We start from the raw sequence: 20,831 nt of genomic DNA on the forward strand, positions 1-20,831 counted from the left end.
CGGTTCGTTGAGGCGCGATGCCGACGCTCTCCGCCGCCCGGCCCCGAGAACGCCCCGCCCACTCACCTCCTCGGCCGAGCAAGCGCGGCGTTCACGCGCTGAGGGGGCGAGTCCACTCCGGCGTGTTCCCCGTGACCCGGCACAGCGCCAGGTACAGCGGGATCGGTGGGGTGTACGGGACCGTGCCGTCGGGGCGGTGGATGAGGCGGGCCGTCTCGGGGAGCTGGGCGCCGGTGGCGTAGTGGACCGGGGCCGGCCAGGACAGGGCGTAGTCGGAGTCGGCCGGGACGATCCACCACCAGCGCGTCTCGTCGGCGTACACGCATCCCACGCGTGGCAGCCGGGGCACGATCAGTGGCCCGAAGCGGGCCGGCACGGCCACCGCGTCGCAGCCCAGCGGCACCGTCATGCCTTCCGGCAGCACCAGGCGTTCGCCCGTGCCCGGCGCACGCTGCTCGCGCCGCAGCCGTACCAGCGTGTCCAGCCCGAGTACCTGTCCGGAACCGGGGCAGCCGCTCACAGCCATGCGGACCCCATCCGCTCTCGCACCGGCGCCTGGCCCTCCGGACCGAACCGGGGCTCTCCCCCCTGGTGCCCCACGCGGGAGCCCACGTCGTGACTCTCCTCCCGGGACTGGGACCGGGACCGGGCCGGGGTCCCCACCCCGGCCCCGCCGTCCTCCTGGGCCGCCCCCTGAACAGCCCGGCTGTGCGTCTCCCCCCGAGACGGCAACCGGTGCTGCCCCTGCCCAGGAACGCCGATACGGCGCCGGACCTCCGACTCCTCCTCCTCGCCCGAGCCGTGGGGCGAGCCCGTCTTGGGGCGGGCCCCCCAGCCCAGATCGTTGTGAGGGCCGGCGGTGTCGTGCGCGACGTCGGTCTGCCGCGGCAGCTCCGCCCAGACCAGCAGACCGAGCCCGTGCTTCTGGGCCCCCCAGGCCCGGCACAGGGCGTCGACGAGGAGCAATCCCCTCCCGTGCTCCTCGTCCGGCCGCTGCGGGGACGGGTGGGGCTCGCCCGGCGCGCAGCCCTCGTCGCGCACCGCTATGCGCACCGTGTCGTCGTGGTCGTGCAGCTCGCACATCACACGACTGCTCGCGGTGTGCAGTATCGCGTTGGTGACCAGCTCGGATATGACCAGAGCCGCCGTGTCGCACGTGTCCTCGCACACGGACCAGCCGGTCAGCCGGGCGCGCGCCAGACGTCTCGCCTGGGCGGGCGAGCCTGGGTGTGCGGCCAGCTCGAAGCGGAACCGGCGCCCGGCAGCTGCCCCATCCGGGGCGACTCCCGCGGCGGCGCCGAGACCGGGGCGGTCTGCGGCGGCGTCTGTTCCTAAGGGCGCGGACGGAATCACGCTTGCCACTATCTCCCCGCCGTGAACACTTGGCAAGTGTCACTCTGAAAAATGCAGAGTGCTGTGTGACGCGGTGAAGGGCCGTGGCACACTGCTCGCAACAGCATCCTGAGCGGCGCCAGTTGGGATCATCGCGGATCGGTCGGATCCTCGAATGTGTCTTCGCATGGCGCCGCAGGGCTGTCCGGAATCATTCGTGGAGGTGGGAGCGTGAGCGAACCGCGGTCCGCGCCGACGGTGGGACAGGTCGTCCTCGGACGGCGCCTGCTGGACCTGCGGGAACGCGCCGGGCTCAAGCGCGAGGAAGCCGCCCGCGTCCTCCGCGTCGCCCCCGCCACCGTCCGCCGCATGGAGATGGCGGAAGTCGCCTTCAAGATCCCGTATCTCCAGCTGCTCCTGCAGGCCTACGGCGTCGCCGAGGAAGAGGCCGACCTGTTCGTGCAGTTGGCCGAGGAGGCCAACAGGCCCGGCTGGTGGCAGCGGTTCCACGACATCCTGCCGGGCTGGTTCTCGATGTACGTCAGCCTGGAGGGCGCCGCCGCCCTCATCCGCTCGTACGAACCGCACTTCGTGCCCGGGCTGTTGCAGACCGAGGACTACGCGCGTGGCGTCCTGAAGTCGGGCGCCATCGGCCAGACCAGCCCCGAGGAGATCGAGCGCCACGTCGCGCTGCGCATGCAGCGCCAGGAACTGCTCACCCGCCCCGAAGCCCCCCGATTCTGGGCGGTGTTGGACGAGACGGCCCTGCGTCGCCCGGTGGGCGGACCGGAGGTGATGCGCGCGCAGATCGACAAGCTGCTCGACGCTACGAAGCTGCCCAACGTGACGATCCAGGTCGCCCCGTTCGCCAACGGGCCGCACCCCGGCACGTACGGGCCCTTCGTGCTGTTCCGATTTGCCATGTCAGAACTGCCGGACATGGTCTACAGCGAGTACCTGACCGGCGCCGTCTACCTGGACGCGCGCTCCGAGGTGGCCAGCCACCTGGAGGTCATGGACCGCATGGCGGCGCAGGCCGCTACGGCACAACGCACGAAGGAGATCCTCCGGGATCTCCGCAAGGAGCTGTGAATGGATCGCATCAAGCCCCAGTCCGGGCCGCGGAACCGCACCGAGCGGATCTACAACGGCATGCCCGCGCGGGAGTTGGGCAGTGAGGGCTGGCACAAGCCGTGGAGCGGCGGTAACGGAGGCAACTGCCTGGAGGCGATGAAGCTGGCCGACGGCCGTATCGCCGTCCGCCAGTCGACCGACCCGGACGGACCGGCGCTGATCTACACCACGGACGAGATGACGGCCTTCATCGAGGGCGCGAAGGCGGGGGAGGCGGACTTCCTCCTCTCCTGACCGGCCCGTTGTTTTTTGGTTTTTTTCTCAACTTCCCTATCTTGGTACTGACTTGATCATCCATCGTGTCCGCAGCTTACGGAGTGCCTCATGACCGGGCAGGATCCCTCGGCCGCCATCCGGATCGACACCAGCAGGCCGCACCCCGCACGCATGTACGACTGGTATCTCGGCGGCAAGGACAACTACCCCGTCGACGAGGAAATGGGCCGGCAGATGCTCGCCCTCGACCCCCGGGTGCCGGTGATGGCCCGGGTCAACCGCGCCTTCATGCACCGCGCCACGCGGTGGCTGGCCGGGCAGGGTGTACGGCAGTTCCTGGACATCGGCACGGGCATACCGACCGAGCCGAACCTGCACCAGGTCGCCCAGGAAGTCGCGCCCGACGCCCGCATCGTGTACTGCGACAACGACCCGATCGTGCTGGCCCACGCGGCGGCCCTGCTGCGTGGCACGCCCCAGGGTGTGACCGAGTACCTGGAGGCCGACGTCCGCAATCCGGGCGCCATCCTCAAGGGCGCCAAGCAGGTCCTGAACCTCGACCGGCCGGTGGCCCTCTCGCTCGTGGCGCTGCTCCACTTCGTCCCGGACGAGGACGGCGCCCATGAGCTCGTCGGCCGGTTGCTGTCCGAACTGCCCTCCGGCAGCTACCTGATGATGACCCACGCCACCGCCGACTTCACCCCGGAGGAGTCGGCGGCGGCCACCGAGAAGCTCAGGGCGGCGGGCGTCACCCTGGCGCTGCGCTCCCGCGCCGAGTTCACCCGCTTCTTCGGCGGACTCGACCTGATCGAGCCCGGCGTCGAGGTCGTGCACAAGTGGCACCCCGAACTGGGCGAGCCGGTACCCGGCCAGGACGACGGGGTCATCCCCGGCTACGGGGCGGTGGGCCGCAAGCCCTAGCGTGTGTCACAACCGCGACCAGATGCGCCGGGGCGCGTCCACCAGGCGGCTCAGGGCGACCACCGGGAACGGCGGCTGCTGAGCACGCTCGCGGCCCAGCGTCAGGCCGTAGTAGATCTGCTCGAACGAGGGTGGTCCGACGGCGAGATTGCGCCGCACCGCCGCCACCGGCGACGCCCGCCCGGTCCGTACGAGATACGCGGCCGCCATCGTGCCCGTACGCCCGACACCCGCGCCGCAGTGCACGAACACCGGTCCCGGAGCGGCCGCGACGATGTTCAGGAACCGCCGCACCTGCTCCGGCCGGGGGGTCTGCCCGTCCCGGATGGGCAGGCGTACGACGTCGAGTCCGGCCTTGCGCGGCTCGTCGAGCTGGGCGGCGGTCAGATAGTCCTCGGCACGCAGGTCCACGACCGTGGTGAAGCCGAGCGAGGCGAGGGAGCCGTAGCCCTCGGGGGAGGGGGCGCCGCCGCGCCACAACCGGCCGTCGGAGTCGACCGGTTGGAAGTGGTGGACGCCGCGCACGGTGCGCGTCCCGGCGGGGGGTGGGGTCTCCTCCCGCGCCCAGTACGACAGGGCCAGAATGCCGAGCGCGCCGCTCGCCCACAGGACGAGGTAGCCGAGGGCGAGGGCGCCGAGGACGCGCAGGGCGCGACGCGGTAATCGGGCTCCGCCGGTGGTGGGACGGGGCGCGACGAGGACAGCCATGGACGACCCAACGGGTGGGGGACGGGGACGTGTTCGCATCGTAACCCCGGTCACCGACGGATGAGCCGTCCTGACGTCAGCGACGTCAGCCTCCGGTCAGTCGTCGTCCGCGTCCGCGTCCCCGATGCCCACCACCGTCAGGTGCGCCCGGTCCAGCACCGTGTCCTCCAGACAGCCGCGCAGCCGCATCCGGTCGTGGTCGGTGAGCGCCGGCCGCACCACCCCGGCGAACAGGCCTTCGCCGAGACTGCCGAGGGACGCGTGGTTCAACGGCACGGAGGTCGCGTCCCGGCACCGCTCCCACACTTGCTGCGCGGCCAGCGACCGCCGCTCGGCCGTCATCCCCGAACCGCGCATGTCGACGCGCAGGAGCAGCGAGGTCGCCTCGTTCTCGTTCGCCTGCTCCTCGCGGGTCTGGGTGAGCTCGGCGAGCCCGACGACGAGCGCGCCGAGCAGCGCGGCCCCGACGAGGGTGGCGACGGCCAGGCGTACGGTACGGCCCCGGGCGCGGGCGGCGCCGGGCGGTGACAGTTCCTCCAGGTCACGGTCCTCGTCCGGGCCGGGCGCGGCGAGCACCGCCAGCCGTCCGGCCAGCCGCCGCTCGGCCACCGGCCGGGCCGTCTTCGACGCGATCCGCTGCACCAGCCAGGCCAGCCCCGACAGCAGCACGCCGGTGACCATGAGGACCGGCACGAAGACGTACGTACGCTCGGCCGGGTCCTCCAGCCAGCGGAACCTGCTCCCGGTGTCCGGCGTGTTCCGGAGCCGGGCCAGCACGTCCTCCTGGCGTGCCGCCGACTCCCGCTGCCGCCGGTCGGCGTCCCGCAGCCGCTCCTCGATCCGGGTCAGTCGGCCCAGGAGCACGATGCCGAGCAGCATCACCTCGACCACCAGCAGCAGCACCCCGCACAGGATCGCCCGCTGCCACTGCCACCGGTACAGGTAGACGACGACGTACACCCCGGCGCCGGCGGCCGCCGCGCCCCCGAAGAGGTACGCGATCCGCCTCATCGCCCGTCCTCCGGCCGTACGTCACCGGTCGTGCCGTCGACGGCGATCCGGGAGCCCGGCGGGAACCGGCGCACGGCATCGGCGGCGCCGACGACCGTCGGCAGCCCGAACTCGCGGGCCAGGACGGCGAGGTGGGACAGCGGGCTGCCGGTCTGCGCGACCAGGCCGGTCAGTCCGGGCAGCAGCGGAGCGAGGCCGGGGTCGAGGGTGCGCACCACGAGCACCGCGTGCGGCGGCCGCGGCCCCTGCCCGTCCCACACCGTGCCGACGCCGCGCCCACCGGACACGCCCCGTGCGCCGTCCGCGCCGTCAGCGGTGGTGCGCTCGGCGACGACGACAGAGCCGTCGGCGAGCCGGAACGCGTCGGGCAGCGCGGGTGTCGGGTCCGCCGGCGTCCGCTCCGGGACATCCGCGGGCAGCGGCCCGCCCTCCACCGCCGTGACGAACTCCGGCCAGCGCAACAGCCCCGCCCGCCGCATGTCGAGCCCGAGCCGCCGGGCACCCTCGCCCACGAGCCGCACCTGAAGCTCCTGCACCCACCGAATACGCAGCCGCAGGGCCTCCCGCGTCGGCAGAGCGCGCCCTGTGCTCGTGTTCGGCGCGGTGGCCTTGTGCGCCCCGGCCCCGCTGGATAACTCCGCGGTGGTGCGAGCGGCCGTGTGTGCCTCAGCCCCGGCCGATAACTCCGCGGCCCCGCGTACCCCAGCGCCGGCCGATAACTCCGTGGCGGTGGCTGCCTCCGGCAGCCCCGGTAACTCCGCCGCCCCGTCCGCCTCCGTGCCCGGAGCCGAAGCGGTCGCCTCCCACGGCAGCTCTCCCCGTCCCCGCAGGCTCGGTGCCATCAGGGCCAGTACCACCGGACTGTCGGCCACCACCCGCTCCTTCGGCACCCCCTGTGCGCGGGCCCGTGTCAGTGCGGCGAGGGCCGTTCCGGCCGCCGTGCTGTTCCGGTCCGGCTCGCTGAGCAGCGCGCCCGCAAGGGCCTCCTGCGCGTGCAGGGAGACCAGGACCGCACGCGTCCAGCGCAGGGTCGTGGCCAGGGCGTGGGACGGCAGGACGGCGGGCGGCGGGGTGGCCGTGAGCCGGTGGTCGACATCGGCCACTAGGTCCGTCGCCAGGCCGGGCAGCGCCGCCGTGAGCCGGCCGACCCGCCAGGCCGCGGCGAGCCGGCGACCACCCGGCGCCGGGTTGAGCAGCGCGAGCCACCGGTGCGCGGGCGGCGCGGCACCCAGCAGGCGCAGGTCGGCGGCGGCCCGCCCGCCGACCACGGTGACCACCGGCACCCGGCGCAGGAGCCGGCGCGGCGCGCTGCCCCCGATGTCGAGCGCGGCGGCGAGCCCGCGGGCCATCGGCGCGACCCACAGGTCCTCCTCCAGCGGCTCCAACTGGTCCGGCAGCGTCTCCGCCACCGGGCCGGGCCCGAGCAGCCGCGCGCCACGCGGCGGCCGGGCCGCCATCGCCGTGATGGGACGGCTCTGGAACAGCCACAGCCGTCCCTCCCCGTCGAACCCGAACTCGATGTCCTGCGGCCCGCCGAAGACCTGCCGGGCGCGCCGCGCGAGCCGGGCCAGCCGGACCAGTTCGGCGCGGGTGAGCACCCCGCCCGCCCGGGACGGCTCGGACGGCTCGGGCGACTCGGTGCGCAGCACCCGGCCGCGTCTGCTCAACCAGTAGGTCGTGCCCGCCTGTTCGCCGCCGACCAGACGGTCCGGTCCGCCGTGCACCGCGCTCACCAGCAGCCGGTCGGCCCGCCCCGCGACGGGATCCGCCCCGAACAGCACGCCGCCGACCCGGGCCGTCAGCATCGGCTGCACCAGCACGGCCATGGGCGCCCTGGACCCGTCGGGCCACTGCGCCGAGTCGAGGACGGTGCGCACCGCCGTACGGAAGTCCTGCCAGCCGCAGACGTCGAGCACGGACGCGAACTGGCCCGCCAGGGAGGACTCCTCGGTGTCCTCCTGCGGGGAGGAGGACCGTACGACCAGGGAACGGGTGCCGTCGTCGGAGAGTTCCCGCCACGCCTGCCGCAGGTCCGCCGGGTCGCCGCCCGCCCCGTACGGGATCACGAACCCGGGCAGGACGGGCAGTCCGGCGCGGGCCGCGCGGGCGAGATTCGAGGCCTTGGACCCCGCGGACAGGGGGAGTTCCGCGGTGGGCTCGTCCAGCGGGACGGCGGCCGGGCGGCGCGCCGCGTGACGTTCGTCGAGTGTCGTCATCGAACACCCTCCGGGACCGGCCGCCAACAGGGGGGACGCGCGGAGGTGGCCCCGCGCCTGACGGCGGAACGAAGGATCGGGCGGGCCGACACCCGGCCGGGCTCGGCCGGGGCGACGGCACGCACCTCTTGCCGCGAGGATCCCACCCGCGTTCAGATCCTTGCCGACGGAGAGTCATATTCCCGAGTGGTTCCGTACACGATGTCCAGCGCCGCTCCGCCGGATCACCGCTCCCGCCCCAGGAAGCGCCGAGCGGGCGGAAGGGGGCTACCCCGGCGGCAGCGCGGCGCACAGCGCCTCCAGCGCCGCTCCGTACGCGTGCTCGGAGGGCGTCGCGTATCCGACCACGAGCCCGTCGTACGCCGCCGTGTCCGCCGCCGTGTCCGTCGCCTGCGGATGGCGGAAGTCGGCGAGTCCGTCCAGGGCGACGCCCTGCCAGGCGGCCGCCTTGACGGCGGACCGCTCGGTGCCGGGCGGGAGCCTGAGCACCGCGTGCAGGCCCGCCGCGATCCCGGTGACCTCGACGTGCGGCGCGTGCGCGGCGAGCGCCTCGACGAGCCGGTCACGGCGGCGCCGGTAGCGCTGCCGCATGCGCCGCACATGACGGTCGTACGACCCGGAGACGACGAAGTCGGCGAGCGCCAGCTGATCCGGGACGCTCGCCCACGCCTCGCGCTCGCCCTTGGCCGCGAGGACGGCGTCGACGTACCGCTCCGGAAGGACCATCCACCCCAGCCGCAGCGCCGGCGACAGGCTCTTGCTGACCGAGCCGATGTGGATCACCCGCTCGGGATCGAGGCCCTGGACCGCCCCGACCGGCTTGCGGTCGTACCGGAACTCCCCGTCGTAGTCGTCCTCCAGGATCACGCCGCCCCGCGCGCGTGCCCAGTCGATCACCGCGCTCCGGCGCTCCGCGTGCAGCGGCCCACCGGTCGGGAACTGGTGCGCGGGCGTGAGCAGCACGGCCCGCTCGCGCCCCAACCGCTCGACCCGCGCGCCGTGTTCGTCCAGCGGGAGCGGCACGGTCCGCACCCCGGCCGCCGCGAGCAGCCCCCGGTGGAACCCCAGCCCGTACGCCTCCACGCCCAGCGGACCGTGCAGCACACCGCCGCCGTCCTGGCCGAACAGCAGCCGCAGCGCGTGCGCGAAGCCGGAGCAGATGACGATCCGGTCCGGCTCGGTGCGCACGCCACGCGCGCGTGCCAGGTACTCCGTGAGCGCCTCCCGCAGTTCCCGGCGCCCGGCGGGATCGCCCGGCCCGAACGCCTCGTTGGGCGCCGCCTGGAGCGCCCGCCGGTACGAGGCCGCCCAGGCCGCCCGGGGGAACGCCGAGGCGTCCGGCCTGCCCTGCCTGAGGTCGTGCCGGGGCCCACGCGCGCGTGGAGGTGCCTTTACGGGCACGCGAGCGGCGTGTCGCAGCGGCTCGGCGCGCTCCGCGACCCGGGTGCCGGACCCCTGACGGGCGGTCAGCCAGCCCTCCGCGACGAGTTCCGCGTACGCGTCGGCGACGGTGTTGCGCGCCACGCCGAGGTCGGCCGCGAGCGACCGGTACGGCGGCAGCCGGGTGCCCGGAGCGAGCCGGCCGCCGCGCACGGCCTCGCGCAGCGCCCGGATCAGCGCGGCGCGCCGCCCGCCCGGCCCGGACAGCTCCAGATGCAGGTCGGCACCGATCCGCTCCGCCGAATTGACCCACGATTCCGTCATGGAAATGCACCCTACAGAGGGTCTTTCAGGCCCGTAGATTCAAGGTCATGACGACGAACACGAGCACCACCAACGCCTCTTCCTCCGTCGCCGCCGTCGAGGCCGCGCCCACCCGTCTCGACTTCGCGAAGTCCGCCCCGAAGGTCTTCCGCGCCCTCATCGGCTTCGACGCCGCCGCCCGCGAGGGCCTCGACCCCGCCCTCGTCGAACTCGTCCAGATCCGCAGCTCGCACCTCAACCACTGCGCCTACTGCCTGCACATGCACACCAACGACGCCCGCAAGGCAGGCGAGAGCGAGGACCGCCTGCACATGGTCGCGGTGTGGCGCGAGGCCCGGCACTTCTTCACCCCGAGGGAACAGGCGGCCCTCGCCCTGACGGAAGCCGTCACCCTGGTCGCCGACGGCGGCGTCTCCGACGACGTCTACGCCGAGGCCGCGGGCCACTTCGACGAGGCGGAACTGGCCCACCTGCTGGCCCTGATCTTCGCGATCAACACATGGAACCGGGTGGCCCTGTCGACGGGAAAGGTGGCGGGCACGGACGAACGCCGGCGCTGACCCCCGGCCGGGGCGGCCGTCGGCTCCCTCACACGGTCATGGGGCGGTCGTACGGCGATATCGGCGCCGGCAGCCGTGAGCTTCCGGTCAGATAGTGGTCGACGGCCGCCGCCACCGCCCGCCCCTCGGCGATCGCCCACACGATCAGCGACTGGCCGCGCGCCGCGTCGCCCGCCGCGAACACCCCGGGGACATTGGTCGCGAAGCCGCGGTCCCGGGAGATCGTGCCGCGGGGCTCCAGCGCCACCCCCAGCTGGTCGATCAGCCCGTCCTCCCGGTCGGGCCCGGAGAAGCCGAGGGCGAGCAGGACGAGGTCGACGGGGAGCGTGCGTCCGGTGTCCGGCAGCGGCCGCCGCGCCGCGTCCACCTCGACCAGGTGCAGCGAGCGCACGTGCCCGCTCCCGTCCCCGGTGAACTGCAGCGTCGACGCCGCGAACAGGCGAGCGTCGGCGTCCGCCGCCGGTGCGGTCCGCAGCTCGCGCGCCTCCTCGTGCGCGGCCGACAGCCGGTAGATCTTCGGGTACGTCGGCCAGGGCTCGATGTCCTCGTCCCGCTCGGCACCCGGCTGGGCGTAGATGTCCAGCTGGGACACGGACGCCGCGCCGTCCCGCACCGCGGTCCCCAGACAGTCCGCCCCGGTGTCACCGCCGCCCACGATGACGACGTGCTTGCCGGCGGCGGACATCGGCGAGACCTCCAGATCCCCCTCGCACACCCGGTTGGCCAGCGGCAGATACTCCATCGCCTGATGTATCCCGGCCAACTCCCGTCCGGGTACGTCCAGTTCACGCCAGGCCGTGGCTCCCGTGGCGAGCACGACGACGTCGTACCGCGACCGCAGGTCGGCCGCCCCGACATCCCGCCCGACCAGCGTCGACGTACGGAACTTGGTCCCCTCGGCGCGCATCTGCTCCAGCCGCCGCTCCAGATGGTGCTTCTCCATCTTGAACTCGGGAATGCCGTACCGCATCAGGCCGCCGAGCCGGTCGTCCCGCTCGTACACGGCGACGGTGTGCCCGGCCCGGGTCAGCTGCTGGGCCGCGGCCAGTCCCGTGGGTCCCGACCCGATCACCGCGACCGTCCGCCCGGACAGCCGGTCCGGCGGCCTGGGCGGCACGAAACCCTCCTCCCAGGCCCGGTCGCCGATCGCGCACTCGACGTTCTTGATCGTGACGGCCGGCTGGTTGATCGCGAGCACACACCCCGCCTCGCACGGCGCCGGACACAACCTTCCCGTGAACTCCGGGAAATTGTTCGTGGCGTGCAGCCGGTCGCTCGCCGCCCGCCAGTCCTCGCGCGAGACCAGGTCGTTCCACTCGGGGATCAGATTGCCCAGCGGGCAGGCGTCGTGGCAGAACGGGACGCCGCAGTCCATGCAGCGGTCGGCCTGTTTGCTGATGATGGGCAGCAGCGCCCCCGGAACGTACACCTCGTCCCAGTCCCGGACCCGTTCCTCGACCGGCCTGCGCGGCCACTCCTGGCGGGGCGTGGTCATGAAACCCTTGGGATCGGCCATGGCCGTGTTCCTTGCGTACGCGTACGACGGGCCGTGCGCCATCGGGCGGCACTCTTTCGGCCACGATACGTCTCATGCGCCGCGTGCGCAGGGTGGTGGAGAGCGCTTTCTCCCTGGTCCTTCAGGTGAGCGCGAGCGCGTACACCACGGTGGCGGCGGCCGAGGCGATCGTGCGGACGTGGTTCCAGCCGGTCCACTCGCGCACGTACGTCGGCCAGTACGCGGCGGCCTCCGGAGTGCCGGGGTCCATCCGCAGCAGCTTGTCGTTGCGGGGCACGTTCGCCACGACGGTCAGCCCGAACGAGCCGAACAGATACAGCGCGCTGCCCAGTAGCAGCTCCGCCTTGCCCTCTTCCGGCCACAGCACGAACGTCACCACGGCGATCATCGCGCACAGTACCGCCGACCCGGCGAACACCAGCATGAAGGCCGGTTTCACGGCGGCCCGGTTGATCGCGTTCATCGCGGCGACGCCCTGCGCGGGCGGCAGCGAGGCGAGCCCCCTCATCACGAACGTCGAGAACGCGCAGAAGACCCCGGCCGCCAGCCCGGTCCCCACCACCCCCAGCACGACCAGCACGAAATACGGCCCATCGATCATGACCACGCCCACTCCCACGTCCCGCCGAGCCCCGCCCGGCACCCTTCGTCACCTCTAGTGAATTCCCATCCGAGAACGGTGACCATGGCCGAGGAACGCCGAAACATACGTGAGCGTCCAGCGGGGAGGAGTGGGGCGGCGCAGGGCGGGGGCGGTTCGGGCGCGCCAGCCCCCGGGGGAGCCGCCCTTGGCGGCGCGTCGCACGTCGGCCTCGACATCACCCCGCGTCCGTTCCCACCTCCGCCCACCCCATGAGGACCCCTTCTACGGCCGCCGCGATCCGCCGCCGCGCCTCGTACCGGTGCACCCCGCTCATCAGCAGCTGGTCGTACGACGTGTCCACATGCCGTACGGCCGCCACTACCGCCGAGATCACCGCCCCCTCGGACAGCGCCCGGCCGGCCGCGCTCCGCCCGACCCGCCCACTGCCGCGCAGCGACGCGTGCGCGGCGATCGCCCGCGCCCGGTCGTTCGGGCATCCGGGAAACAGCCGCTGGATCTCCGCCGCGAACGCCTCCGCGAACCGCACGTCCTCGGCCGTCCGGCGCCGCGCGTCCCGTGCCCGGCGCCGACGCCGGGCCTCCGCGTCGGCCAGGCACCGCTGCTCGGCCCGGGCGAGGGCTGCCTCCTCCACGAGCAGGCCCTGCCGCTCGTACCTGCTCTTGCGCCGGTTGAACCGCACCACCACCGCCCACAGCCCGCTCTCCTCCCGCGACCGACGGGTCAGCGCCGTGTCACCGCGCGGCAGGAACACCAGGTGCCCGAGATCGGCGCAGTCCATGCAGCGCGGTGCCCCGTCTTCGAGCACGAGCAGGGACAACGGCCCTCGACGACAGGCGGCACACTGCTTCCGCCGGAGCGGCTGGACGACAAGGAGTCCACCAAGCCCGGCCGGGGCCGGGGGAGTTGCGAGGCGAGCCATACGCGCTTACTTCCCCGTCCGGACACCGAAACCCGTACCTCCCGAGATCCCCTCCACGACATCGCCCCAACCGCAGCGACGCAGCGGAGCCCGTCCGGCCGGTCCCCGCCCGCCGGTCGATCCGCGGCGACCCGGCATCATGGCCCGTGTGCGACTCGAAGCGATCACCTGGGAGAGGCTCGGCGAGCAGCTGGCCGAGCGGCTGCTGGAGCTGAAGCCCGCCGACGGCGGTCCCTGGCCGAGGGTCGCCTTCGACGGCGCGCCCGCCGCCCGGCCGGGCGGCCTCGCGGAGCGTGTCGCGGAGGAGCTGCGGGTGCGCGGTCGTCCGTCGCTCGTCGTGGGCGCCGAGGGGTTCCTGCGTCCGGCCTCGGTCCGGCTGGAACACGGCCACCGGGACGTGGAGTCGTACTACAGCGGCTGGTTCGACACCGCCGCCCTGTGGCGCGAGGTCTTCGGCCCGCTGGAGCCCGGCGCGGACGGCCGTGTCCTGCCCGACCTCTGGGACCCCGTCACCGACCGCGCCACCCGCAGCGCTTATGTCCAACTGCCTCCCGGTGGCCTGCTGTTGATGCACGGTCCCCTCCTCCTGCGGCACTGGTTCCCGTTCGATCTGACCGTTCACCTCCCCCTCTCGCCGGGCGCCCTGCGCCGCCGTACGCCCGAGGCCGACCACTGGACGCTGCCCGCCTTCGAGCGCTACGCGGACGAGACCGACCCCGCCGCGACGGCGGACGTCCTCGTCCGTGCCGACGACCCGCGCCACCCCGCGTGGAACGGCTGATCCGGCAGGGGACCCCGGCCGGGCTCCGGAAAGATCGAAAGCCCTTTTATATGCGCGTGCATTTAATTACGCTGGCGTCATGACGACCTCCTCAAGCGGTCCCGTGTCCTTCGACGACTCCCTTCGCGCGCTGCTCGACGGCAAGAACTTCGCCGGCGTCGCCACCCTCGGCCCCGACGGCGCCCCGCAGAACTCGGTGGTCTGGATCAAGCGCGAAGGCGACACCGTGCTCTTCTCCTCCGTCGACGGACGCCAGAAGGTGCGCAACCTCCGCCGCGACCCCCGCATCAGCCTGTCGGTCTTCGACCTGGCCAACCCCTACACCTCGGCCGAGATCCGCGGCACCGCCGAGATCCTCCCCGACGAGGGCAAGCGGCTCCCGTACGAGCTCTCGCACAAGTACCTCGGCATCGACCCGCCCGCGGAGAAGGACGACGAGGTCCGCGTCATCGTCAGGATCGTCCCGCGCAGGATCGTGGCCTTCTCCGCCTGAGGTGCGCCGACCGGGTCGCGCGCGGAAGAATGTGAGGCGTCGGGACCTGCGGTGCGTCCCGCGCCGCGCCGACTCATGCGGCACCGGGAGGTACACCATGACCACGGCCGGAGACATCATGCACCGCGGCGCCCAGTGGATCCCCGCCCATGAGACCCTGGACCGCGCCGCTCAGCTGATGCGCGAACTGGGCGTCGGAGCCCTGCCCATCAGCGACGAGAACGAGCGGCTCTGCGGCATCCTCACCGACCGGGACATCGTGGTCGGCTGCGTGGCCATGGGCCGCGACCCGTCCAAGATCACCGCCGGCGAGATGGCCCAGGGCACACCCCGTTGGGTCGAGGCGAGCGCCGACGTCGGCAAGGTGCTCAAGGAGATGCGCGAGCACCAGATACGCCGGCTGCCCGTCATCGAGAACAAGCGCCTGGTCGGCATGATCAGCGAGGCGGATCTCGCCCGCAGCCTCAGCGAGGGCGAGATAGCGGCCTTCGCCGAGAGCGTCTACGCCAGGACCACCCCGGCCCGGCACTGACAACCGCCCGCGTACCCGGGCCCGCCCTCGGGCCCGGTCACAGCCAGCCGTTGCGCCGGAACCCCCGGTACAGCGCCAGACAGGCCACGGAGATCACGGTGATGACCAAGGGATAGCCGAACCGCCAGTGCAGCTCCGGCATGTGATCGAAGTTCATGCCGTAGACCCCGCACACCATGGTCGGTACGGCGATCACCGCGGCCCATGCCGTGATCTTCCGCATGTCCTCGTTCTGGGCGACCGTCACCTGCGCCAGGTGCGCCTGCAGGATGGAGTTGAGCAGTTCGTCGAAGGCGGCGATCTGTTCCTTGGCCCGCATCAGGTGGTCGAGGACGTCCCTGAAGTAGGCCTGTATCTCCGGGTCGACCACCCGTATCGGACGCGTGGCGAGATCCTCGACCGGGCGGGCCAACGGCACCACCGCCCGCTTCAGCTCCAGGAGTTCACGCTTGAGCTGGTAGATCCGTCCGGGGTCGGCCCGCGCGCCGTTCTCCGCGAACACGTCCGTCTCGACCTGGTCGATGTCGGCTTGCACCGCGTCCGTGACGTTCAGATAGTCGTCGACCACGTGGTCCGCGATGGCGTGCAGCACCGCCGCCGGTCCCTTGGCGAGCTGCTGCGGATCCGCCTCCAGCTCCTCGCGCAGCGGGCCCAGTGAGCCGTGCCGCCCGTGCCGGACCGTGATGACGAAGTCGCGGCCGACGAACATCATGATCTCGCCGGTGTCCACCACCTCGCTGGTCGCCGTCAGTTGTTCGTGCTCGACGTAGCAGACCGTCTTGAACACGGCGAACAGCGTGTCGCCGTACCGCTCCAGCTTGGGACGTTGATGGGCCTCGACCGCGTCCTCGACCGCCAGCGGGTGCAGGTCGAACAGCTCGGCGATGCCCGCGAACTCACGGTCCGTCGGCTCGTGCAGTCCCAGCCAGACGAATCCGTGTCCGCTCTTGCGTACCCGTTCCACCGTGTCCACCAGGTCGCCGCCGCCGGGCATCCGGACGCCGTCCCGGTACGTCACGCAGTTGACGACCGAGGAGCCGAGCGGTGACCGGGCGGGATGGCTCAGGTCGACCCGCGGCCGCCGCCGGGTCAGTCGCGCCACCTTGCGCAGGCTGCCGACCCTGCTCAGGTCCCTGACCTTGCGCAGATTTCCCGCCATGGACATTCGACTCTCCTTGCGTGGCTCTCCTCGCGCCGTCCTGCCGCGCCTTGGCGGGAAAGTCTGCCAGTTCGACGTGAGGCGCGGGTAAGCCTGTGGGAACAGCTCATTCCGCTTTGTTCCCGGCTGTGGACAGTGCATTCCTGCCGTGGCCGACAAGCCGTGGTCCGGCTCGCCGTCGGCGCCGGAGCGTCGGCCGTTCCGGACAAGCGGGGCAACTGGGATGATCGCGGTATGACGCGAACCCACGGGTATCTCCTCGACAACCGGCAGACCGAGGCGGGTCGGCGCTTCGATGCCTTCGCCACCCTCTTCGACCCCACCACCTTCCGGCACCTCGAAGGATTCGGTCTCGGAGCCGGCTGGCGCTGCTGGGAGGTCGGCGCCGGCGGTACCTCCGTGGTGTCCTGGCTGGCCAAGAAGGTCGGCCCGACCGGCAAGGTCGTCGCGACCGACATCGACACCTCGCTCCTCGCCCCGGCCGCCCGCCCTCCGGTCGAGGTGCGCGTCCACGACGTGGGCACCGAGGAGCCGCCCGCCGAGGGCTTCGACCTGGTGCACGCCCGGCTCGTCCTGGTCCATGTGCCGGACCGGGAAAGGGCGTTGCGGTCGATGATCAAGGCCCTGCGCCCCGGCGGACGGCTCCTGGTCGAGGACGCCGACCCCGCCCTCCAACCCCTGATCTGCCCCGACGAGTACGGCCCCGAGCAGCAGCTCGCCAACCGGCTCCGGCAGGGCTTCCGCAAACTGCTCGCCGCCCGCGGTGCCGACCTCTCGTACGGCCGCAAACTCCCGCGCCTGCTCCGTGAGGCCGGACTGCGCCACGTCGAGGCCGACGCGTACTTCCCCGTCGCCTCGCCCGCCTGCGCCGCCCTGGAGACCGCCACCGTCCAGCAGATCCGCGACCAGCTCGTCGCCGGGGGCCTGGCCACCGACCAGGAGATCGACCAGCACCTGGCCAACGTCGCCGCCGGCGGCATGGACCTGGCCACCGCGCCGATGATCTCGGCGTGGGGCCGCAAGGAGTAGGCGGTACGCCCTTCCCGCGCACCGGGCGGGGCCGCCCGACGTCAGCCGGGCAGGGGAGGCCTGCCGCCCACCCGTTCCACCGCCCGCGCACCCGCCCGGCACCCCTCGGCCGCCGCGTCCTCGGGACCCGCGCCCGCGACGAGCGCCGCGAGGAACCCCCCGGTGAAGGCGTCACCGGCACCCGTCGTGTCCCGGGGTGACGCCGGCGCTGCGGGAACGCGGGCGAGCACGCTGCCGCCCCGGGCCACCAGCGCGCCGTCCGCCCCCAGCTTGGCCACCACCCAGGGGACGTGACGGCTCAGCTTGGCCGCCGCGTCCGCCGGATCGGGCAGCCCGGTCAGCAGGCACGCCTCGTCACGGCTGGGCAGCAGCACGTCCAACCCCTCGACCGACGCGAGGAAGCGGTCCACCCCCAGCTCCCCGAGGAAGCCCGCCGACGCGGGATCCAGGCTCACCGGCACGCCACGCGCGCGTGCCGCCCCGAGGGCCAGCGCCGCGAGTGCCCGGCTGGGCTCGGAGAACAGCAGATAGCCGGACAGGTGCAGTCGGCCGACCCCGTCGAGCAACGCGTCCGACCAGTCGGCGGGTTCGAGCCGCAGGGACGCGCCGCTGTCCGTGAGGAACGTACGCTCGGCCGAAGCCCCCGTGTCGACGAGACAGATCACCGTGCCCGTCGCCGCCTCCGGGTCGACCACCAGCCGGGGCCGCACCCCGGCCGCGACCAGCTCCCGCTCGTGCCACGCCGCCGCGTCCGCCCCCACCCGCCCCAGCAGCCGTACGTCCGCACAGCCCGCGTGAGCCGCCCAGCAGGCCACGTTGGCCCCCGCGCCGCCGGGCACCGTGCGGATCGCGGCCGCCGTGTCGGTACCGGGCGCGAGCGGCCCCCGGTGCCGGGCGACGACATCGGTGACGACGTCCCCGACGACCAGCAGCGCCCCGTGACGGCCCTCCGTCACCCCCGGGCCCACGCCGCCGCGATCCGCGCCGCCAGTCGTACGTTGCCGCGCACCGCCGCGAGGTTGGCGCTCAGCGAGGCGCCGTCCGTGTGGCGCACCAGGTAGTCGAGCAGGAAGGGCGTGACGGCCTGGCCGGTGACGCCCTCGGCCTCGCACGCCCGCAGCGCCTCGGTGAGCACACGCGCGTGCAGTTCGGGATCGAGCTGCTCCTCCTGCGGGACCGGGTTGGCGACGATCAGCGCCGACGCGGGCCCGTCGACCGCGTCCTGCGCCCGCATGACCCCCGCCACCTGCTCCGGGCTGTCCAGCGTCCAGTCGACCGGATGCCCGGAGTCGGACAAGTAGAAGCCGGGGAAGCGGTCCGTGCCGTATCCGGCGACGGCCACGCCCAGGGTCTCCAGACGCTGCAGCGTCGCCGGCACGTCCAGGATCGACTTCACCCCCGCGCACACCACCGTGATCCGCGTACGCGCCAGCAGACCGAGGTCCGCGGACTCGTCCTGCGTCACCGTCCACTCCCGGTGCACGCCCCCGAGGCCGCCCGTCGCGAACACCCGCACGCCCGCCAGCGCCGCCAGCAGCGCGGTCGCCGACACCGTCGTCGCCCCGCTCGCCCCCGCCGCCACGGCGAGCGGCAGGTCCCGGTGGCCCAGCTTGCGGATCCCGTCCTCGTTCGCGACCCGCTCCAACTGCTCCTTGTCCAGGCCGACGTGGGGCCGGCCGTCCAGCACCGCGATCGTCGCGGGCACGGCACCCTCCTGCCGTACCGCGTCCTCCAGCTCCAGGGCCACCCGCAGATTGCGCGGGCGCGGCAGCCCGTGCGCGATGATCGTGGACTCCAGGGCCACCACGGGTCGACGCCCGTCGATCGCCTCCCGTACTTCTTCGGACACCACCAGCACCACGCGCCTGCCTCCTGTCGATCGTTTCTCCCTCATCTCTGGCGGGCCGCGCACCCGGATAAACGCTTGCGGCCTGTGGGGGCCGCCACCAGCCTGGGCGGCATGACGAACAACACGGCACGTCTCGACCACGTCGTCCTGTGGGTGAGCGACCCGCTCGCCGCGGCCGATTTCTATGAGAAGGCGGTCGGCCTGGAGCCCCTGAGGGTCGCCGAATTCGCCGAAGGAAAGACGTCGTTCCCGTCCGTGCGGGTCAACGAGGAGACCATCCTCGACCTCGCCCCGCTCACCATGGCCGAGCGCATGAGGATGCTCCCCGGCTCCGTCGAGAGCGCGGGCCACCCGGTCAACCACGTCTGCCTGGCCCTGCCCGCCGAGCAGTTCGACGCCCTCCGCGCCCGCCTGGAGGAACGCTCCGTCCCCGTCTCGCCCATCGACCGCGACGCCTACGGAGCCCGCGGCAAGGCCACGCGCAGCTTCTACTTCCGGGACCCCGACGGCAACGTGTTCGAGGCACGGCACTACGAGTAGGCCACGCGTAGGCCGCGAGCGGCCCGCGCGCCCGAGCCGTCAGAACAGCGGCTCGGGCAGGACGCCCTCCAGGGCGAGCAGCTTCCGCTTGGTCTCCAGTCCGCCTCCGAACCCGCCGATGCCGCCGTCGCTCTCCACGACCCGGTGGCAGGGCACGACGACCGGCAGCGGATTGGAGCCCATCGCCGCGCCCACCGCCTGCGCCGCGCCCGGCTGGCCGACCCGCCCGGCCAGATCGCCGTACCCCACGACCGTGCCGTACGGGACGCCGGACGCCAGTTCGCGCAGCACCTGCCGGTTGAAGCCGGAGATCAGCGACCAGTCCAGGGGCAGCTCGAAGTCGTGCCGCTCACCCGCGAAGTACGCCTCGACCTGGCGTATCGCCTCGGCCAGCAGCGGCGAGTCGGGTGCCTCGACGGGCTCGGTGCCGAACCGCGCCGCCAGCCCCTCGACCGCCCGCTCGCGCACCGCGTCGGTGGCGTGGAAGACGACGTTGACCAGGCCGTCGCGGGTCGCCGCGAGGAGCAGCGGACCGATGCCCGTGCCCACGACGGTCCACACGACCTGCCGCTCGTACTGCCCATGGCTGTCCATGCGCCCACCGTACGGCCCGCCACTGACAATGCCCGGGCGAGGCCGGGCACCGGGCCGCCGACGGCGTCCGCGGCGGCTCAGGACGCGGCGAGCGCCGCCCGCACCACGTCTGGCTTGTTCGTGATCACACCGTCGACGCCGTAGCGCGCGACGGTCCTGGCGGTCGCCGCGTCGTCGACGGTCCAGGCGAACACCCCCAGGGGCCTGCCGTGCGGTCCGTCGTACGCGTGCACGGTGGCGACATAGCCGGCGGTGAGGGAGGTGTACGTCGGGTTGATCAGGTCCGCGAAGCCGGCGAACTCGCGCAGCCGGTCCACCGCCGGTGTGCCCAGGAAACCGGTCGTCACGGCGGGCTTGAGGTCGTGCACGGCGCGCACGCTGTCCGCGCTGAAGCTCTGCACGATCAGCCGGCCCAGATGCGGCCGGTCCAGCCAGCCCTCGTTGCCGAGGAGCTTGAGGGTCTGCTGTTCGATGCCCGGGTACAGCTCGGGGTTCTTGATCTCCAGGAGCAGCTTCTCGTGGTTGTGCTCGACGCGGCGCATGTACTGCGCCAGCGTCGGCACGCGCGTGCCCGCGTACCCGGGGCCGAACCAGCTGCCCGCGTCCAGGCGGGCGATCTCGGCGGCCGTGAAGTCCTTCACCTTCCAGGGCGCCCGGCCGGGAAAGACGTCCTCCACATTCGTGGTGCGCCGCAGGCTGTCGTCGTGGATGACGACCAGCTTGCCGTCCTTGGTGCGCTGGACGTCGTTCTCGACCCAGGAGAAGCCCAGCCGCGCCGCCTCGTCGATGGCGGGCAGGGTGTTCTCGGGCGCGCGGGCGGAGGCGCCCCGGTGGGCGACGATCGTGGGCTGCTCACCGACGGCGCCGGCCGTGGCGACGTGCGTCGGGGCCAGCAGGGTGGCCGCCCCCAGGAGCGCGGTGGTCGTGGCGGCAACAACGCGCGCGTGCATGCGTACTCCTCGCGACGAGCGAATACGGACAGCACCAGAGTGACAGCAGAGTGTCAACGGCGA

At 73.0% G+C, this 20,831-nt stretch carries 22 protein-coding genes and 1 pseudogene; 9 read left to right on the forward strand and 14 right to left on the reverse strand.

Annotation, left to right across the window (positions count from 1 at the left end; all coding sequences use genetic code 11):
• Nucleotides 1-91: 91 nt before the first annotated feature.
• Nucleotides 92-526, reverse strand: a complete 435-nt coding sequence (locus IPZ69_RS37240) for a hypothetical protein (RefSeq protein WP_235459139.1) — start codon at nt 524-526, stop codon at nt 92-94.
• Nucleotides 527-738: 212 nt separating this feature from the next.
• Nucleotides 739-1,389, reverse strand: a pseudogene (locus IPZ69_RS37245) (ATP-binding protein); the annotation flags it as partial.
• A gap of 174 nt (nt 1,390-1,563) precedes the next feature.
• Between IPZ69_RS37245 and IPZ69_RS37250 the strand changes: the two are divergent.
• The 3 genes from IPZ69_RS37250 to IPZ69_RS37260 all read left to right on the forward strand — a co-directional run bounded on the left by IPZ69_RS37250 (nt 1,564) and on the right by IPZ69_RS37260 (nt 3,603).
• Nucleotides 1,564-2,424, forward strand: coding sequence for a helix-turn-helix domain-containing protein (locus IPZ69_RS37250; protein WP_235459140.1), 861 nt, complete (start codon nt 1,564-1,566; stop codon nt 2,422-2,424).
• On the forward strand, nt 2,425-2,700 hold the full coding sequence (locus tag IPZ69_RS37255; RefSeq protein ID WP_089100964.1) for a DUF397 domain-containing protein: 276 nt from the start codon (nt 2,425-2,427) through the stop codon (nt 2,698-2,700). It begins immediately after the preceding gene.
• Nucleotides 2,701-2,790: 90 nt separating this feature from the next.
• Nucleotides 2,791-3,603 (forward strand): SAM-dependent methyltransferase, encoded by an 813-nt coding sequence (locus IPZ69_RS37260; protein WP_235459141.1) that lies wholly within the window; start codon nt 2,791-2,793, stop codon nt 3,601-3,603.
• Between the two features lie 6 nt (nt 3,604-3,609).
• Here IPZ69_RS37260 and IPZ69_RS37265 read toward each other — a convergent pair whose 3' ends face one another.
• From IPZ69_RS37265 to pdxR, 4 genes are all read right to left on the reverse strand, one after another.
• A complete protein-coding gene (locus tag IPZ69_RS37265) occupies nt 3,610-4,311 on the reverse strand; it encodes a fused DSP-PTPase phosphatase/NAD kinase-like protein (protein WP_235459142.1) in 702 nt (233 codons plus the stop codon).
• 96 nt (nt 4,312-4,407) lie between these two features.
• Nucleotides 4,408-5,322, reverse strand: coding sequence for a hypothetical protein (locus tag IPZ69_RS37270; protein ID WP_235459143.1), 915 nt, complete (start codon nt 5,320-5,322; stop codon nt 4,408-4,410).
• On the reverse strand, nt 5,319-7,538 hold the full coding sequence (locus IPZ69_RS37275; protein ID WP_235459144.1) for a PEP/pyruvate-binding domain-containing protein: 2,220 nt from the start codon (nt 7,536-7,538) through the stop codon (nt 5,319-5,321). Before IPZ69_RS37275 ends, IPZ69_RS37270 begins: the two co-directional genes overlap by 4 nt.
• A gap of 267 nt (nt 7,539-7,805) precedes the next feature.
• On the reverse strand, nt 7,806-9,242 hold the full coding sequence (gene pdxR / locus IPZ69_RS37280; protein WP_235459145.1) for a MocR-like pyridoxine biosynthesis transcription factor PdxR: 1,437 nt from the start codon (nt 9,240-9,242) through the stop codon (nt 7,806-7,808).
• Between the two features lie 47 nt (nt 9,243-9,289).
• Here pdxR and IPZ69_RS37285 point away from each other — a divergent pair, with 47 nt between their 5' ends.
• A complete protein-coding gene (locus IPZ69_RS37285; protein WP_235459146.1) occupies nt 9,290-9,802 on the forward strand; it encodes a carboxymuconolactone decarboxylase family protein in 513 nt (170 codons plus the stop codon).
• A 28-nt stretch (nt 9,803-9,830) separates the two neighbouring features.
• On the opposite strand, the gene IPZ69_RS37290 is transcribed toward IPZ69_RS37285, so the two are convergent.
• The 3 genes from IPZ69_RS37290 to IPZ69_RS37300 form a co-directional block, all read right to left on the reverse strand.
• Nucleotides 9,831-11,318, reverse strand: coding sequence for a glutamate synthase subunit beta (locus tag IPZ69_RS37290; protein ID WP_235459147.1), 1,488 nt, complete (start codon nt 11,316-11,318; stop codon nt 9,831-9,833).
• A gap of 121 nt (nt 11,319-11,439) precedes the next feature.
• The gene (locus IPZ69_RS37295) at nt 11,440-11,919 is read right to left on the reverse strand and encodes an anthrone oxygenase family protein (protein ID WP_235459148.1); all 480 of its coding nucleotides are present in this window, start codon (nt 11,917-11,919) and stop codon (nt 11,440-11,442) included.
• A gap of 217 nt (nt 11,920-12,136) precedes the next feature.
• Nucleotides 12,137-12,841 (reverse strand): DUF2293 domain-containing protein, encoded by a 705-nt coding sequence (locus tag IPZ69_RS37300; RefSeq protein WP_235459149.1) that lies wholly within the window; start codon nt 12,839-12,841, stop codon nt 12,137-12,139.
• 139 nt (nt 12,842-12,980) lie between these two features.
• Between IPZ69_RS37300 and IPZ69_RS37305 the strand changes: the two genes are divergently transcribed.
• The 3 genes from IPZ69_RS37305 (at nt 12,981) to IPZ69_RS37315 (ending at nt 14,647) form a co-directional block, all read left to right on the forward strand.
• Complete coding sequence (locus IPZ69_RS37305; protein ID WP_235459150.1) at nt 12,981-13,622, forward strand: uridine kinase; 642 nt, start codon at nt 12,981-12,983, stop codon at nt 13,620-13,622.
• A gap of 79 nt (nt 13,623-13,701) precedes the next feature.
• The gene (locus IPZ69_RS37310) at nt 13,702-14,115 is read left to right on the forward strand and encodes a PPOX class F420-dependent oxidoreductase (RefSeq protein ID WP_235459151.1); all 414 of its coding nucleotides are present in this window, start codon (nt 13,702-13,704) and stop codon (nt 14,113-14,115) included.
• A gap of 97 nt (nt 14,116-14,212) precedes the next feature.
• Entirely contained in the window at nt 14,213-14,647 is a 435-nt protein-coding gene (locus tag IPZ69_RS37315) for a CBS domain-containing protein (protein WP_235459152.1), read from the forward strand.
• 37 nt (nt 14,648-14,684) lie between these two features.
• Here IPZ69_RS37315 and IPZ69_RS37320 read toward each other — a convergent pair whose 3' ends face one another.
• Nucleotides 14,685-15,812, reverse strand: coding sequence for a magnesium and cobalt transport protein CorA (locus IPZ69_RS37320; protein WP_235459153.1), 1,128 nt, complete (start codon nt 15,810-15,812; stop codon nt 14,685-14,687).
• Nucleotides 15,813-16,040: 228 nt separating this feature from the next.
• Between IPZ69_RS37320 and IPZ69_RS37325 the strand changes: the two genes are divergently transcribed.
• Nucleotides 16,041-16,835, forward strand: coding sequence for a methyltransferase (locus IPZ69_RS37325; RefSeq protein ID WP_235459154.1), 795 nt, complete (start codon nt 16,041-16,043; stop codon nt 16,833-16,835).
• A 41-nt stretch (nt 16,836-16,876) separates the two neighbouring features.
• Here IPZ69_RS37325 and IPZ69_RS37330 read toward each other — a convergent pair whose 3' ends face one another.
• Nucleotides 16,877-17,791 (reverse strand): carbohydrate kinase family protein, encoded by a 915-nt coding sequence (locus IPZ69_RS37330; RefSeq protein ID WP_235459155.1) that lies wholly within the window; start codon nt 17,789-17,791, stop codon nt 16,877-16,879.
• Complete coding sequence (locus IPZ69_RS37335) at nt 17,788-18,696, reverse strand: pseudouridine-5'-phosphate glycosidase (RefSeq protein WP_235459156.1); 909 nt, start codon at nt 18,694-18,696, stop codon at nt 17,788-17,790. The genes IPZ69_RS37330 and IPZ69_RS37335 overlap by 4 nt, the downstream gene beginning before the upstream one ends.
• Before the next feature lie 99 nt (nt 18,697-18,795).
• On the opposite strand from IPZ69_RS37335, the gene IPZ69_RS37340 reads away from it, so the two are divergent.
• Complete coding sequence (locus IPZ69_RS37340) at nt 18,796-19,224, forward strand: VOC family protein (protein ID WP_235459157.1); 429 nt, start codon at nt 18,796-18,798, stop codon at nt 19,222-19,224.
• A 39-nt stretch (nt 19,225-19,263) separates the two neighbouring features.
• On the opposite strand, the gene IPZ69_RS37345 is transcribed toward IPZ69_RS37340, so the two are convergent.
• Both IPZ69_RS37345 and IPZ69_RS37350 read right to left on the reverse strand, forming a co-directional pair.
• Nucleotides 19,264-19,818: a methylated-DNA--[protein]-cysteine S-methyltransferase gene (locus tag IPZ69_RS37345; protein WP_235459158.1), complete on the reverse strand. Its 555-nt coding sequence runs from the start codon at nt 19,816-19,818 to the stop codon at nt 19,264-19,266.
• Between the two features lie 77 nt (nt 19,819-19,895).
• Nucleotides 19,896-20,768, reverse strand: a complete 873-nt coding sequence (locus IPZ69_RS37350; protein ID WP_235459159.1) for a glycerophosphodiester phosphodiesterase — start codon at nt 20,766-20,768, stop codon at nt 19,896-19,898.
• Nucleotides 20,769-20,831 lie beyond the last annotated feature (63 nt).

It is taken from the genome of Streptomyces olivochromogenes (genome assembly GCF_021538895.1).
GTDB classification, from domain to species: Bacteria; Actinomycetota; Actinomycetes; order Streptomycetales; family Streptomycetaceae; genus Streptomyces; species Streptomyces olivochromogenes_A.